Below are 13,964 nucleotides of genomic sequence, written 5' to 3' on the forward strand. Positions count from 1 at the left end.
CCCGTGGCCGCTCGCGCAGGAGGGCACCACCTGCGCGGCCGGGACCCACACCTCAGGCGAGGGCGGTGACCAGCAGGACGAAGGCGGCGATGATGACGGCGACGCGGACGTAGTGGAAGCGGTCCCAGCGGTTCGACTGCTCCTTCCAGTCCTCGGGCCGGTTCTCGGCGGTCCACGTCTTGCTCCGGTTGTTGATCGGGACGAGCAGCAGGAGCGACATGATCACGCTGAGGAGCAGCAGCGCACCGGCGGTGACGACGAGGCCGGTGCCGTGGTGGTGCCGTCCGGCGACGGCCCAGATCGCAACGAGGACGAGCGAACCGATGTACCAGACCGGCATCACGGCGCCGAGCATCCGGCCCCCGTGGGCGCGGCCGAGTTGGCCACTGTCCTCGGGGAGTGCCTTGAGGATCGGGTTGATGACGAAGGCGACGGCGAACTCCACGCCCACCATGAGGCCGACGACCACGGTGGTGAAGACCTCGAGTGCGTTGAGCATGATGACCCCCTGAAGTCTAGTGTTGCTAGATGATGAGTCAACGCTAGCGCTAACGTCGATCGATTGTCTAGCGATGCTAGGATCGAGCCATGTCAGTACAGGAACGCAAGCAGCGCGAACGGGCGGAGCGTGAGCGCCTCATCGTGGCGACCGCCCGCGAACTCGCCGAGCAGCAGGGCTGGGAGGCGGTCACCACCCGCCGGCTCGCCGAGCGCATCGAATACAGCCAGCCGGTCCTCTACAGCCATTTCCGCGGCAAACGGGAGATCATCGGTGCCGTGGCCCTGGAGGGTGCCGCCGAGTTGGCCGCTGCGCTTCGGGTCGCCGCGTCCTCGGCCGAGGACGGACCCCGCACCCGGGTCGCCGCCCTCGCCCGTGCCTACCTCGACTTCGCCGAGCGCAACCCGGCGGTCTACGACGCCGTCTTCCAGCTCGACGGCGGCCTGGTGTTCGCGGACGAGGCCACCCCGGAGCCGCTGAAGGACGCCTTCGCCGCCCTGCTGGAAACCCTCGGCGAGGTCGCCGGGGAGGGCGTTCACCCGGGACTGTTCACCGAGGTGTTCTGGGCCGCCCTGCACGGGCTGGCCACCCTGGCCCGGGCCGGCCGGCTGCTGCCGGGGGACGCCGAGCGGAGGACGGATCTGCTGGTCGACCGGCTCGCCCTGGTCTGACACACCGTCCGGGCGGGCGGCACAGGGGTTGCCGAGAGCCCCCGGGGCCTCTCACGAGCACCCGTGGCGGCTCCGGCGATCCCGCCCAGGGGAATAGCCGGACGCCTCGATGCCTTCTCCCTCTGCCACGGCGTCCCGGCCCGTGGCCCGGCACGTCCACCTCGCACGCGGCTCGCCGACGCTCCCCCGAGGTAGAATCTTCCGTTTCCCGCGACAGACACGGCCGTCCGCGCGCCCCCCGGCGCACCGGCCGGAACACCCTTCGCGCGCCGGGCACGGGGCAGAGCCCGAGCCGTCACGGGTGTGCTGTCCGTCACGGGACGACCTACTTCCGGAGGTACATGTGTCCTGCCTGATCGTCCAGAGCGACAAGACGCTGCTCCTCGAAGTCGACCACGACATGGCCGACGCCTGTCGTCGTGCGATCGCCCCCTTCGCGGAGCTGGAGCGTGCGCCCGAGCACATCCACACCTACCGGGTCACCCCGCTCGGCCTGTGGAACGCCCGCGCCGCGGGGCACGACGCCGAGCAGGTCGTCGACGCCCTCGTGGAGTACTCGCGCTACCCCGTGCCGCACGCGCTGCTCGTCGACATCGCCGAGACGATGGCGCGGTACGGCCGGCTCACCCTGTCCAAGCACCCGGTCCACGGTCTGGTGCTGACCAGCACCGACCGGCCCGTACTGGAGGAGATCCTCCGCTCGAAGAAGGTCCAGCCGCTGGTCGGCGCACGCATCGACCCGGACACCGTGGCCGTGCACCCCTCCGAGCGCGGGCAGATCAAGCAGACCCTGCTGAAACTGGGCTGGCCGGCCGAGGACCTCGCCGGGTACGTCGACGGGGAGGCCCACCCGATCGAGCTGGACCAGAACGGCTGGGCGCTGCGCCCGTACCAGAAGCAGGCCGTCGAGGGGTTCTGGCACGGCGGCTCCGGTGTCGTCGTACTCCCCTGCGGTGCGGGGAAGACGCTGGTCGGTGCGGGGGCGATGGCCGAGGCCAAGGCGACGACGCTGATCCTGGTCACCAACACCGTCTCGGCCCGGCAGTGGAAGCACGAGCTGGTGAAGCGGACCTCGCTGACCGAGGACGAGATCGGCGAGTACAGCGGTACGCGCAAGGAGATCCGGCCGGTCACCATCGCCACCTACCAGGTGCTGACGACCCGGCGCAAGGGCGTCTACCCGCACCTGGAGCTGTTCGACTCCCGCGACTGGGGCCTGGTCGTCTACGACGAGGTGCACCTGCTGCCCGCCCCCGTCTTCAAGTTCACCGCCGACCTCCAGGCACGCCGGCGCCTCGGGCTCACCGCGACGCTGGTCCGTGAGGACGGGCGCGAGTCGGACGTCTTCTCCCTCATCGGGCCCAAGCGGTTCGACGCCCCGTGGAAGGAGATCGAGGCACAGGGCTACATCGCGCCCGCCGACTGCGTCGAGGTCCGCGTCAATCTGACGGACTCGGAGCGGCTGGCGTACGCGACGGCGGAGCCCGAGGAGAAGTACCGGTTCTGCGCGACGACCGCGACGAAGCGGAAGGTCACCGAGGCGCTCGTACGCAAGCACCAGGGCGAACAGACCCTCGTCATCGGGCAGTACATCGACCAGCTCGACGAGCTCGGCGAGCACCTGGACGCCCCGGTGATCAAGGGCGAGACGACCAACGCGCAGCGCGAGAAGCTGTTCGGCGCGTTCCGGGAGGGTGAGATCAGCGTGCTGGTCGTGTCGAAGGTCGCGAACTTCTCGATCGACCTGCCGGAGGCGACGGTCGCCATCCAGGTGTCGGGAACGTTCGGGTCGCGCCAGGAGGAGGCGCAGCGGCTCGGCCGGGTCCTGCGGCCGAAGGCGGACGGGCACGAGGCCCGGTTCTACTCGGTGGTCGCGCGGGACACGATCGACCAGGACTTCGCGGCGCACCGCCAGCGGTTCCTGGCGGAACAGGGGTACGCGTACCGGATCGTCGACGCGGACGAACTGCTCGCGGAGAACTGAGCGGACCCGCACGACAAACTGACGCGGCCCGGAACGCGGGGCTCAGGGGGCGGCTCGCGCGGTGCCGACGCGGTCCGGAACGCGGGGCTCAGGGGGCGGCTCGCGCGGTGCCGACGCGGTCCGGAACGCGGGGGCTCAGGGGGCGGCTCGCGCGGTGCCGACGCGGTCCGGAACGCGGGCGCAGGCAGAGTCGGCCCGGAACGCAACGCTGCCGCCCCGGCTCACGCAGGACCGAGGCAGCGCCCGGCTCACGCGGCCCGGCTCGCGTGGGGGCCGACGCTTCGCGGACCCCGCGAGCTGTCGGGGCGCGGCTCGCCAGGGGGCCGGCGCGGAGCGCGGCTCACGCCCGGCCCGACTCGCGTGGGGCTGTCGCGGCGCGCGGCTCACGCGGCCCGGAACGCAACGCGGCCGGTGCCCGGCTCGCGGGAGGCTGACGCGGCCCGGACCGGGGCCAGACGCGGCGCGGCTCGCCCGGGGGTGCCGCGGGGCGCCGGGTTCAGCGGTGGCGGCGGACGACGCCCGCCTCCTCGGCGTACTCGCCGAAGACGGTCACTCCGAAGGCGGTACGCACGAAGACGGCGACGGCGCGGACCGCCTCGCCGAACCGATGGCGGTCGGCGGGTGAGTGCCCGGTGACCGCCGTCGCGCCGTGCGCGGGGCCGGTCGTGCGCGGGTTCAGGTGAAGGGTGCTCATGTCTTCCATGGTGCGCCGCCCGCGCCCGGAACAGCATCGGCCTGCGGACGGAAGCCCGCGGGGGCCCGGGTAGCCCGCAGGTCGCAGGCGGTCCCCCACGGGGTGGACGGTCACCGGCCGGGGCGGCACCGCGCCCAGCGCCGTACCACCGCCACGCCGCCGCCGACCTGCCGGCCCGCCCTCGCCCACTCACCTTCCCGCCCCCGCCGGTTCAGCGGTTCGCCCCGGTGGCCGCCGCTCGATACACTCTCCGGTCTGCCCGCCTCCCGCACCGTGGTACCGGACCGCCGCACCTGAGCGTCCGGCAGCCGGGGGAGCGCCGCCGACCGGACGGAAACCGGCCTGCAACAGCCGTACGCGCCCCGGGCGCGTACGCACCTGTGTGAACGTCCCGAGCGGACCGCGCGGTGAGCGCGGTCCGCCGTCCTGCGTCGAAAAGCCGGAGGCAGCACCGTGCCCGCGCACGAAGAGACACGTAATCCCCTGGTCGCAGAGCGCGCCCATCTCGCCGACTCCCGCGCCGCGCTGCGCGCCATGCGCGAGGACGTGCAGGCGCTCGACATCCGCGACGTCACCGCGAACTGGGTCAACGCCGCCGTACTGCAGGCCCAGATCGACGACCGCATCAAGGCACTCGCCGACCTCACGCACACCCCGCTGTTCTTCGGCCGCCTCGACTACCTGCACACGGTCGGCGCCGAGGACGCGGAGGGCAGCGAGGGGGAGCGGTTCTACATCGGCCGCCGCCACGTCCACGACGCACACGGCGACCCCATGGTCATCGACTGGCGAGCCCCGGTCTCCCAGCCGTTCTACCAGGCCTCCAGGAACAACCCGCTGGACGTCGACCGCCGCCGCCGCTTCGGCTACACCGGCGGGGACCTGACCGCGTACGAGGACGAGCGCCTCAGCGACCCGTCCGAGACCGAGCGGACCAGCAAGCTCCTCCAGGCGGAGATCGAGCGGCCCCGTGTCGGTCCGATGCGGGACATCGTGGCGACGATCCAGCCCGAGCAGGACGAGATCGTCCGCAGCGGGCTCGGCGGGACGGTCTGCGTCCAGGGCGGTCCCGGCACCGGCAAGACGGCCGTGGGCCTGCACCGCGTCGCCTACCTGCTGTACGCGCACCGCGAGCGGCTCGCCCGTACCGGCACTCTCGTCATCGGCCCCAACCGGTCCTTCCTCCACTACATCGAGCAGGTCCTGCCCACCCTGGGTGAGCTGGAGGTGAAGCAGGCGACGGTCGAGGACCTGGTGGCGGGGCGGGTCGAGGTCCGGGGTACGGACGAGGCGGCCGCCGCCGTGGTCAAGGGCGACGCCCGGATGGCCGAGGTCCTGCGGCGCGCGATCCGCTCGCACGTGACGCCCCCGACGGAACCGGTCGTCGTGGTGCGCGGCTCCCGCCGCTGGCGGGTCCCCGCGTACGAAGTCGAGGAGATGGTCGGCGAGTTGCTGGCCCGTGACATGCGTTACGGCGCCGCCCACGAGGCCCTTCCGCAGCGCATCGCGCACGCCGTGCTCGTCCGGATGGAAGAGGCGGGCGAGGCCCCGGACGACCGCGTGCAGAACGCCGTGGCGCGCAACCCCGCGGTGAAGGCGGCCGTGAAGGCCATCTGGCCGGCGGTGGAACCGGCCAGGCTGGTGCTGCGGCTCCTGACGGACGCGGAGTTCCTGTCCATTCACGCGGAGGGGCTGCTCACCGAGGACGAGCAGAAGCGGATCCTGATGGCGAAGCCCGCCCGCAGCGTGAAGTCGGCGAAGTGGACCGCGGCCGACGCGGTCCTGATCGACGAGGCGGCCGACCTGGTGGCCCGTACGCACTCGCTGGGCCACGTCGTGATCGACGAGGCCCAGGACCTCTCCCCGATGCAGTACCGCGCGGTGGGCCGCCGCTGCTCGACCGGCTCGGCGACGGTCCTCGGCGACCTTGCGCAGGGGACGACCCCGTGGTCGACGGAGAGTTGGGCGCAGGCACTGTTCCACCTGGGCAAGGCGGACGCGGTGGTGGAGGAGCTCACAGCCGGGTTCCGTGTGCCGCGCGAGGTCATCGCGTACGCCTCACGGCTGCTCCCCGCGATCTCACCGGGCCTGGCCGCCGTGGAGTCCGTACGGGAGACACCCGGCTCGCTGGACGTGCGGGAGGTGGCTCCGGGGGCCCTGGACGCGGCGGTGGTCGCGGCGTGCGAGGAGTCGCTGCGCCACGAGGGATCGATCGGCCTGATCGCGGCGGACGCCCGTGTCCCGGTCCTGGCCGGGGCACTGGCCGCCGCCGGCCACAGCTACCTCTCACCCGGTGAGGAGACGACAGCCGATTCCCGGCTGACGCTGGTCCCGGCGTCGCTGGCCAAGGGCCTGGAGTACGACTACGTGGTGCTGGACGAACCGGCGGCCGTGGTCGACGGCGAACCCGACGAACGCACGGGCCTGCGCCGCCTCTACGTGGCCCTGACCCGAGCGGTCTCCGGCCTGGTGGTCCTGCACGCGGCGCCCCTCCCGGACCACCTCACGCAGGACGACTGACGCCGAGCGGCACCCCGGGAAGGGCGGTGTCCGCGACGCGACGGTCTCCACGGCCTCTGCCGGAGATCCGCGGGTACGGGGGACGGCGGCGCGAACGCCGCCCGTCCCGGTGACGGGTGTGCCGGAGCAGCCGTCGGGGCGGGGCGGCCGGGCGGGGGCGTGTCAGCCGTCGAGCGCCGCGCGCCACGCGCGTACGGCCGCCACGTCGACGGGTCCCGACCAGCCTCCGGGACGGGCCGCGCCTCCGATGTGGAAGGCGTCGATGCCCGCCTCCAGCAGGCGCGGCAGGTGGTCCAGGCGGAGGCCGCCGCCGACCATGATCTGCGCTCGGTAACCGGGCCGGCCCGAGCGGGCCGCCTCGGCCAGCAGGGTCGGGATGCCGTCGTCGACGCCGGTCGCCGCGCCTGCCGTGAGGTAGGTGTCCAGGCCCGGCAGTTCGGCGAGGTGCGTGCGCAGGGCGTCGCGGTCGACGGCCCGGTCGATCGCGCGGTGGAAGGTCCACCGGCAGCCCTCCAGTTCGGCCACGAGCCGCTCGACGGCCACCAGGTCCACGTGCCCGTCCCGGTCGAGGAACCCGAGGACGAACTCCTCCGCCCCTGCGGCCCGCATCTCGCGCGCCTTCTCCGCCAGGGCGCCGATGTCACCGGCCGCGAATCCGTCCGCCGCCCTGAGCATCACCCGCAGGGGGATGTCGACGGCGGACCGGATCCGCGTGAAGGTCGCCAGGGACGGGGTCAGGCCGTCGGCGGCCATGTCGGTGACCAGTTCGAGGCGGTCCGCACCACCCGCCTGAGCCGCGACCGCGTCCTCCGCGTCGAGAGCGATCACCTCCAGGACTGCACGGTTGCTCATGGGATTCCCATTCTTCGGAGCGGCTGTAGGTGTATAGGTCTAGTCCATTGGCCAGCCTACGGGGCGTCTCCCCGCACACGCAGCTTCCCGCAGATCCGCGTCCACGGGCGTGCGTCCGGGCCGCGCGGCCGTGGCGTGGGACAGCGGCCGGGAGCGGGGCAGCCCCACGACAAGGTCCGGCCGCTCTACAGTCGCCCTATGACCGACGCGCAGACGCTCCGCACCCGCTGGCAGGACACCCTCCTCGCCGTCCGGGGTCCTGCCCCGGGGCCCGACCCGCTCCTGTACGCCGACCATCTCCTGGCCCGCTGGGCCGAACCGCACCGGAAGTACCACACCACCGTCCACCTGACGCAGGTCCTGGACCACGTGGACACCCTGGCGGCGCACGCCGCCGACCCGGAGCTGGTGCGCCTCGCCGTCTGGTTCCACGACGCGGTCTACCGCCCGGACCGCTCGGAGAACGAGGAGCGCAGCGCAGCGCTGGCCGAACGGGCCCTGCCCGAGGCCGGTGTCCCCGGCGCGGCGACGGCGGAGGTCGCCCGGCTGGTGCGCCTGACCGCCACCCACGACCCGGCCGGTGGCGACACCAACGGCGAGGTGCTGTGCGACGCGGACCTGGCGATCCTCGCGGCGGGCCCGAAGGAGTACGCGGCCTACGCGGCCCAGGTCAGGGAGGAGTACGGCTTCGTCCCGGACGAGGCGTTCCGCGAGGGCCGGGCCGCCGTCCTGCGGCAGCTGCTGGGCCTGCCCTGCCTGTTCCGTACCCCGTACGGGGCGGCGGAATGGGAGCCGAGGGCCCGCCAGAACCTGACGACGGAACTGGACCTGCTCCCCCGCTGAAGACGCCACGGGTGCCGCCGCATCCTTTGATCGGCAACCTGACCGAACGCCCCCTCGCTCACCCACAGGGACGGGGGAATTCCGGGGCGTACTCACCTGTTGCCCACTGTCATGCCCGACTCTGCCCCGGCCGGCTCCGCAGCCGCCGCTGTACCCGACGCAGCCCCCACCGCTTCCGGCCGTGCCCGTATGCCGCTGGCCGTCTACATCCTCGGCCTCTCGGTCTTCGCGCTCGGTACCAGTGAGTTCATGCTGTCCGGGCTGCTGCCGCCCATCGCCGACGACATGAACGTGTCGATCCCCCAGGCCGGACTCCTCATATCCGCCTTCGCGATCGGCATGGTGATCGGGGCCCCGCTGCTGGCCGTCGCCACGCTCCGGCTGCCTCGCCGGACGACCCTGATCGCGCTCATCTCCGTCTTCGGCCTCGGCCAGATCGCGGGGGCGCTGGCGCCGACGTACGAGGTGCTCTTCGTCTCCCGGGTGGTGAGCGCGCTGGCGTGCGCCGGGTTCTGGGCCGTGGGGGCGGCCGTCGCCATCGCGATGGTGCCGGTCGGCGCGCGGGCCAGGGCGATGGCCGTGATGATCGGCGGGCTCTCGATCGCCAACGTCCTGGGCGTGCCGCTGGGCGCGTTCCTCGGGGAGAGCCTCGGCTGGCGTTCGGCGTTCTGGGCCGTGGGGGCGGCGTCCGCCGTGGCACTGGTCGGCGTCGTCACCCGCATCCCGCGTATCCCGCTGCCGGACCGGAAGCCGCAGTTGAGGCGCGAGGTCGCCATCTACCGGGACCGTCAGGTCTGGCTGTCCATCGTCATCACCGCGCTCGCGGCGGGCGGTGTCTTCTGCGCGTTCAGCTATCTCGCGCCGCTGCTCACCGATGTCGCCGGGCTGAGCGCGGGCTGGGTGCCGTGGGTGCTCGCGCTGTTCGGTCTCGGCGCGCTGATCGGCACGACGATCGGCGGGCGGGTCGCGGACGCGCACCTCTTCGGCGTACTGATGAGCGGCATCGGCGCGTCGACGGTCTTCCTGGTGGCGCTGGCGCTCCTCGCCTCGCACCAGGTCGCGGTCGTCGTCCTGGCGTTCCTGCTCGGTCTGTCCGCCTTCTACACGGCTCCGGCGCTCAACGCCCGGATGTTCAACGTCGCGGGTGTGGCCCCCACGCTCGCGGGCGCGACGACGACCGCCGCGTTCAACCTGGGCAACACGAGCGGCCCCTGGCTGGGCGGTGCGGTGATCGACGCCGACTTCGGCTTCCCGGCGACGGCTTGGGCGGGCGCGGCGATGCTGCTGCTCGGCCTGGCGGCCGTGGTGGTCTCGCTGCGGCTGGGCGGCGGTACTCCCTCGCGCCGCGTGGCGGGCGCACCCGCGCAGGCCGTCACCGGGCAGGCGGCGGAGCAGGCCGTCAGCGCACAGACGTGACCGAGTGAACCGTCAGCGCGCAGACGTGACCGAGCGAACCGTCAGCGGGACGGCGACGGCGCAGGCCGCCCCTTCGGGCGCCGCAGCCCGGCGGCGGTGAGCCGGCGGACGATCTCCTTCGGCCCGACCTCCCGCGCCCCGGCGCGCACGGCGTCGGCGTAACGGGCCTCGGGGATGTCGTAGTGGTCCCGCTCGAACGCCTTCGGCGGGCAGCCGATCGACGCGGCGAAGGCGTGCAGCTCCTCGAACGACACGTCGCTGACCAGGTGCGACCACATGCGCCCGTGCCCCGGCCAGGTCGGCGGGTCGATGTAGACGGTCACCGGCGCATGACCCCGGCGAGCGCCCCCACGGGCGCCACGGACACCATGGACTTGCTGCAGACCCAGTGCGGGTCGGGGCCGAGTTCCGGCTCGACCTCCAGCGCGTGGGGGCCGCCTTCCACGCAGACCGGGCACAGTGGCCAGCGGCCGTACCGTTCCAGCAGGGCGTCCTGGACGTCCTGGGCTATCAGGCCGGTGACGAAGGCCGCGCCCTCGGGCCATTGCTCGACCCACCACCGGCGATGGGTCACCGCGTCCTCCACCAGCGAGACGATCTCGGCCTCGGCCACGTCTCCCGCGACCAGGTCCGCCATCACCAGCGCCCGCGCCGTATGCAACTCCCGCTCCACCCCGTCCACCTCCATACCCCCATTGTCCCCCGGCGGTCCCAACCGGCCCCCCGGTGGCCTCAGACCTGGTCGGCGGAAAGTTCCGGACGACTGAATCGGTCATATCACCCTCGATGCAGTCCTTGACCCCCCATGGGGCGACAGGGGATTGACGAGAGGGCGGAGCGGAAATAACTTTCAAGGGTGACCAATGACGTGAAGGAAAGTTTCAGCGCCGATTCACCTCCCGCGCCCGCCGCGCTCGCGGCCAAGGTGCGGACCCTGGCCCCGTCCATGACCCGTTCCATGCAGCGGGTCGCCGAAGCCGTCGCCGGGGACCCCGCAGGGTGCGCCGCCCTCACCGTCACGGGTCTCGCCGAGCTCACCGGCACCAGCGAGGCCACCGTGGTCCGCACAGCCCGCCTCCTGGGCTATCCCGGGTACCGCGACCTGCGCCTGGCCCTGGCGGGGCTCGCCGCCCACCAGCAGTCCGGGAGGGCGCCGGCCGTCACCGCCGACATCGCGGTCGACGACCCGATCGCCGATGTCGTCACCAAGCTCGCCTACGACGAGCAGCAGACCCTCGCCGACACCGCCGCCGGTCTCGACACCGTCCAGCTCGGCGCCGCCGTCGCCGCCGCGGCTACCGCCCGCCGCATCGACATCTACGGCGTCGGGGCCTCCTCCCTCGTCGGCCAGGACCTGGCCCAGAAGCTCCTGCGCATCGGCCTGATCGCCCACGCCCACACGGACCCGCACCTCGCCGTGACCAACGCCGTGCAGCTCCGCTCCGGCGACGTGGCCATCGCGATCACGCACTCCGGTTCCACGGGGGACGCCATAGAGCCGCTCCGGGTCGCCTTCGACCGGGGCGCGACCACGATCGCGATCACCGGCCGCCCGGACGGACCGGTCTCGCAGTACGCCGACCACCTCCTGACCACGTCCACCGCCCGCGAGAGCGAGCTGCGGCCGGCCGCCATGTCGAGCCGGACGAGCCAGCTGCTCGTCGTCGACTGCCTGTTCATAGGCGTGGCCCAGCGCACGTACGAAACGGCGGCACCGGCGCTGGCCGCCTCCTACGAGGCGCTCGCCCACCGCCACACCCCCCGCAGCCGCTGACACCGCCCGGACCCACCCGGCACCCCCCGTGCCGCGCGCACCGCACCGGACCGCACTCAAGCCACGCGCTCCGCACCCCGGACCACACGCTTACGCGCGCCACCCGCACCCGCACCCGCACCCGCACCCGCAGAACCGTACGAGCACGAGAAAGCAGAGCCGCTGTCCATGACCTCGACCACCGACCCCAGCGCCGGACCCGGCACCGGACCCGGCACCGAACCCGACGCCGCCGCCCCCGACGGCTACGGCGAGCTCCGCGCCCAGCTCGACACCCTCACCACCGAGGCGTTCCGCCCGGAGCTCGCCGAGATCGACCGGCTGCCGACGCGGGAGATCGCCCGAATCATGAACGGCGAGGACAGCACCGTCCCCGCCGCCGTCGCCGAGAAGCTGCCGGAGATCGCCGCCGCGATCGACGCCACCGCCGAGCGCATGGCGCGCGGTGGCCGGCTGATCTACGCGGGGGCGGGCACGGCGGGCCGCCTCGGTGTCCTCGACGCCAGCGAGTGCCCGCCCACCTTCAACACCGACCCGTCCGAGGTCATCGGCCTGATCGCGGGCGGCCCCTCCGCCATGGTCAAGGCCGTGGAGGGTGCGGAGGACAGCAAGGAGCTGGCCGCCGCGGATCTGGACGGGCTGGGCCTCACGGCGGACGACACCGTGGTCGGGATCTCCGCCTCCGGCCGCACGCCGTACGCCATCGGGGCGGTGGAGCACGCCCACCGCAAGGGCGCGCTCACTCTCGGCCTGTCCTGCAACGCGGACTCGGCGCTCGCCGCGGCCGCCGAACACGGCCTGGAGATCGTCGTCGGCCCGGAGCTGCTCACCGGCTCCACCCGGCTGAAGGCCGGCACGGCCCAGAAGCTCGTCCTCAACATGCTGTCGACGATCACGATGATCCGGCTCGGCAAGACGTACGGAAACCTCATGGTCGACGTGCGCGCCTCCAACGAGAAGCTGCGTGCCCGCTCCCGCCGGATCGTCTCCCTCGCCACCGGCGCCTCCGACCAGGAGATCGAGGACGCGCTCACCGCCACCGACGGCGAGGTGAAGAACGCCATCCTCACCATCCTGGGCGGGGTCGACGGCCCCACCGCCGCCACGCTCCTGACCGATGCGCACGGTCATCTCCGCGCCGCCCTGGCGTCCGTACGCACCACCTGACGCACCACTCCCCCGCACAGCAAGGCACCACGCACCATGGCTACTGAAGACAAGAACCGCGCCACCGCCGCCGCGATCCTGCCGCTTGTCGGTGGCGCCGCGAACGTCAGCTCGATCGCCCACTGCATGACCCGGCTCCGGCTGGGCCTGCACGACCGCTCCCTCGTCGACGGCGAGGCCCTGAAGGCGGTCCCCGCCGTGATGGGCGTGGTCGAGGACGACACGTACCAGATCGTCCTCGGCCCGGGCACGGTCGCCCGGGTCACTCCGGAGTTCGAGCGGCTGGTCGAGGAGGGCCGTGCCTCCGAGGAACCCGCCGTCCACACCGCGGAGGAACTCGCGGACAAGGGCGCGGCCCTCAAGGCGCGGCAGAAGGCGAAGAACGCCACCCCGTTCAAGCTGTTCCTGCGCAGGATCGCGAACATCTTCGTCCCGCTGATCCCGGCCCTGATCGGCTGCGGCATCATCGCCGGCCTCAACGGCCTCCTGGTGAACCTCGGCTGGCTCACCTCGGTCACACCGGCCCTGGCGGCGATGGCTTCCGGCTTCATGGCGCTGATCGCGGTCTTCGTCGGCTACAACACGGCGAAGGAGTTCGGCGGAACGCCGATCCTGGGCGGCGCGGTCGCGGCGATCATCGTCTTCCCGGGTGTGGCGAACATCCACGCCTTCGGCCAGACACTCTCGCCCGGCCAGGGCGGCGTCCTCGGCGCCCTGGGCGCCGCGGTCCTCGCGGTGTACGTCGAGAAGTGGTGCCGCCGCTGGGTGCCGGAGTCCCTGGACGTCCTGGTCACCCCCACCCTGACGGTGCTGGTCTCCGGCCTGGTCACGATCTTCGGCCTGATGTACGTGGCCGGTGAGGTCTCCTCCGCCATCGGAACCTTCGCCGACTGGCTGCTCTCCACGGGCGGTGCGGGCGCGGGCTTCCTGCTCGGCGGCTTCTTCCTGCCCCTGGTGATGCTGGGCCTGCACCAGGCCCTGATCCCGATCCACACGACACTGATCGAGCAGCAGGGCTTCACCGTGCTGCTCCCGATCCTCGCCATGGCCGGCGCGGGCCAGGTCGGCGCGGCCGCCGCGGTCTACCTCCGCCTCCCCCGTAACGAGTCGATCCGCAGGACCATCAGGTCGGCCCTGCCCGCGGGGCTGCTGGGCGTCGGCGAGCCGCTGATCTACGGCGTCTCGCTGCCCCTGGGCCGCCCGTTCGTCACGGCCTGTGTGGGCGGCGCGTTCGGCGGTGGCTTCGTGGGCCTGTTCAACCAGCTCGGCGACTCGGTCGGCTCCACGGCCATCGGCCCGTCCGGCTGGGCCCTGTTCCCGCTCCTGGACGGCAACCACGGCCTGGGCTCCACCCTCGCGATCTACGCGGGCGGCCTGCTCGTCGGATACGTCGCGGGCTTCGTGGTGACGTACTTCTTCGGCTTCAGCACGTCCCTGCTCGCGGAGTTCAACGTCTCCCAGGGCACGGCCCACTCCACGGTGGCGGCCCCCGGCCCGGCTGCGGCGGGCGGGCCCCCGGCCAAAGAACCCGCCGGGGTCTGAGG

General features: G+C 72.8%; 13 protein-coding genes. 8 read left to right on the forward strand and 5 right to left on the reverse strand.

Going from position 1 to position 13,964, the window contains the following annotated elements; genetic code table 11:
• Positions 1-52: 52 nt before the first annotated feature.
• Complete coding sequence (locus ACH4VO_RS17695; protein WP_360985505.1) at positions 53-499, reverse strand: DUF1772 domain-containing protein; 447 nt, start codon at positions 497-499, stop codon at positions 53-55.
• Positions 500-588: 89 nt separating this feature from the next.
• On the opposite strand from ACH4VO_RS17695, the gene ACH4VO_RS17700 reads away from it, so the two are divergent.
• Together ACH4VO_RS17700 and ACH4VO_RS17705 are read left to right on the forward strand one after the other, a co-directional pair.
• On the forward strand, positions 589-1,170 hold the full coding sequence (locus ACH4VO_RS17700) for a TetR/AcrR family transcriptional regulator (RefSeq protein ID WP_360985508.1): 582 nt from the start codon (positions 589-591) through the stop codon (positions 1,168-1,170).
• Between the two features lie 343 nt (positions 1,171-1,513).
• Positions 1,514-3,154 (forward strand): DNA repair helicase XPB, encoded by a 1,641-nt coding sequence (locus ACH4VO_RS17705; protein ID WP_360985511.1) that lies wholly within the window; start codon positions 1,514-1,516, stop codon positions 3,152-3,154.
• Positions 3,155-3,650: 496 nt separating this feature from the next.
• Here the strand turns inward: ACH4VO_RS17705 and ACH4VO_RS17710 are convergent, their stop codons facing one another.
• Positions 3,651-3,848: a hypothetical protein gene (locus tag ACH4VO_RS17710; RefSeq protein ID WP_360985514.1), complete on the reverse strand. Its 198-nt coding sequence runs from the start codon at positions 3,846-3,848 to the stop codon at positions 3,651-3,653.
• Positions 3,849-4,301: 453 nt separating this feature from the next.
• On the opposite strand from ACH4VO_RS17710, the gene ACH4VO_RS17715 reads away from it, so the two are divergent.
• Positions 4,302-6,368, forward strand: a complete 2,067-nt coding sequence (locus ACH4VO_RS17715; RefSeq protein ID WP_360985517.1) for a UvrD-helicase domain-containing protein — start codon at positions 4,302-4,304, stop codon at positions 6,366-6,368.
• A 162-nt stretch (positions 6,369-6,530) separates the two neighbouring features.
• Here ACH4VO_RS17715 and ACH4VO_RS17720 read toward each other — a convergent pair whose 3' ends face one another.
• Complete coding sequence (locus ACH4VO_RS17720; protein WP_360985520.1) at positions 6,531-7,220, reverse strand: copper homeostasis protein CutC; 690 nt, start codon at positions 7,218-7,220, stop codon at positions 6,531-6,533.
• Between the two features lie 198 nt (positions 7,221-7,418).
• Between ACH4VO_RS17720 and ACH4VO_RS17725 the strand changes: the two genes are divergently transcribed.
• A complete protein-coding gene (locus ACH4VO_RS17725; RefSeq protein ID WP_360985523.1) occupies positions 7,419-8,063 on the forward strand; it encodes a hypothetical protein in 645 nt (214 codons plus the stop codon).
• A gap of 189 nt (positions 8,064-8,252) precedes the next feature.
• Positions 8,253-9,479: a Cmx/CmrA family chloramphenicol efflux MFS transporter gene (locus ACH4VO_RS17730; RefSeq protein ID WP_360985908.1), complete on the forward strand. Its 1,227-nt coding sequence runs from the start codon at positions 8,253-8,255 to the stop codon at positions 9,477-9,479.
• A 41-nt stretch (positions 9,480-9,520) separates the two neighbouring features.
• Here the strand turns inward: ACH4VO_RS17730 and ACH4VO_RS17735 are convergent, their stop codons facing one another.
• Both ACH4VO_RS17735 and ACH4VO_RS17740 read right to left on the reverse strand, forming a co-directional pair.
• Complete coding sequence (locus ACH4VO_RS17735) at positions 9,521-9,802, reverse strand: DUF4031 domain-containing protein (protein ID WP_069171341.1); 282 nt, start codon at positions 9,800-9,802, stop codon at positions 9,521-9,523.
• Positions 9,799-10,167, reverse strand: a complete 369-nt coding sequence (locus tag ACH4VO_RS17740; RefSeq protein ID WP_360985527.1) for a hypothetical protein — start codon at positions 10,165-10,167, stop codon at positions 9,799-9,801. The genes ACH4VO_RS17735 and ACH4VO_RS17740 overlap by 4 nt, the downstream gene beginning before the upstream one ends.
• Before the next feature lie 168 nt (positions 10,168-10,335).
• Between ACH4VO_RS17740 and ACH4VO_RS17745 the strand changes: the two genes are divergently transcribed.
• The 3 genes from ACH4VO_RS17745 (at position 10,336) to ACH4VO_RS17755 (ending at position 13,962) form a co-directional block, all read left to right on the forward strand.
• Positions 10,336-11,253 carry a MurR/RpiR family transcriptional regulator gene (locus ACH4VO_RS17745; RefSeq protein ID WP_360985530.1) on the forward strand — a complete coding sequence of 306 codons (918 nt, stop codon included), beginning with the start codon at positions 10,336-10,338 and terminating at the stop codon, positions 11,251-11,253.
• Positions 11,254-11,421: 168 nt separating this feature from the next.
• Positions 11,422-12,420: an N-acetylmuramic acid 6-phosphate etherase gene (gene murQ, locus ACH4VO_RS17750; RefSeq protein WP_360985533.1), complete on the forward strand. Its 999-nt coding sequence runs from the start codon at positions 11,422-11,424 to the stop codon at positions 12,418-12,420.
• A 36-nt stretch (positions 12,421-12,456) separates the two neighbouring features.
• Positions 12,457-13,962, forward strand: coding sequence for a PTS transporter subunit EIIC (locus tag ACH4VO_RS17755; protein WP_360985536.1), 1,506 nt, complete (start codon positions 12,457-12,459; stop codon positions 13,960-13,962).
• The last annotated feature ends 2 nt before the right edge of the window (positions 13,963-13,964 follow it).

It is taken from the genome of Streptomyces sp. NPDC020780 (assembly GCF_044334475.1).
GTDB lineage: Bacteria > Actinomycetota > Actinomycetes > Streptomycetales > Streptomycetaceae > Streptomyces.

Coding starts and splice junctions, on each gene's coding strand:
- ACH4VO_RS17695 (WP_360985505.1), bottom strand. CDS start 499: ATGCTCAACGCACTCGAGGTCTTCACCACCGTGGTCGTCGGCCTCATG.
- ACH4VO_RS17700 (WP_360985508.1), top strand. CDS start 589: ATGTCAGTACAGGAACGCAAGCAGCGCGAACGGGCGGAGCGTGAGCGC.
- ACH4VO_RS17710 (WP_360985514.1), bottom strand. CDS start 3,848: ATGAGCACCCTTCACCTGAACCCGCGCACGACCGGCCCCGCGCACGGC.
- ACH4VO_RS17720 (WP_360985520.1), bottom strand. CDS start 7,220: ATGAGCAACCGTGCAGTCCTGGAGGTGATCGCTCTCGACGCGGAGGAC.
- ACH4VO_RS17725 (WP_360985523.1), top strand. CDS start 7,419: ATGACCGACGCGCAGACGCTCCGCACCCGCTGGCAGGACACCCTCCTC.
- ACH4VO_RS17730 (WP_360985908.1), top strand. CDS start 8,253: ATGCCGCTGGCCGTCTACATCCTCGGCCTCTCGGTCTTCGCGCTCGGT.
- ACH4VO_RS17740 (WP_360985527.1), bottom strand. CDS start 10,167: ATGGAGGTGGACGGGGTGGAGCGGGAGTTGCATACGGCGCGGGCGCTG.
- murQ (WP_360985533.1), top strand. CDS start 11,422: ATGACCTCGACCACCGACCCCAGCGCCGGACCCGGCACCGGACCCGGC.
- ACH4VO_RS17755 (WP_360985536.1), top strand. CDS start 12,457: ATGGCTACTGAAGACAAGAACCGCGCCACCGCCGCCGCGATCCTGCCG.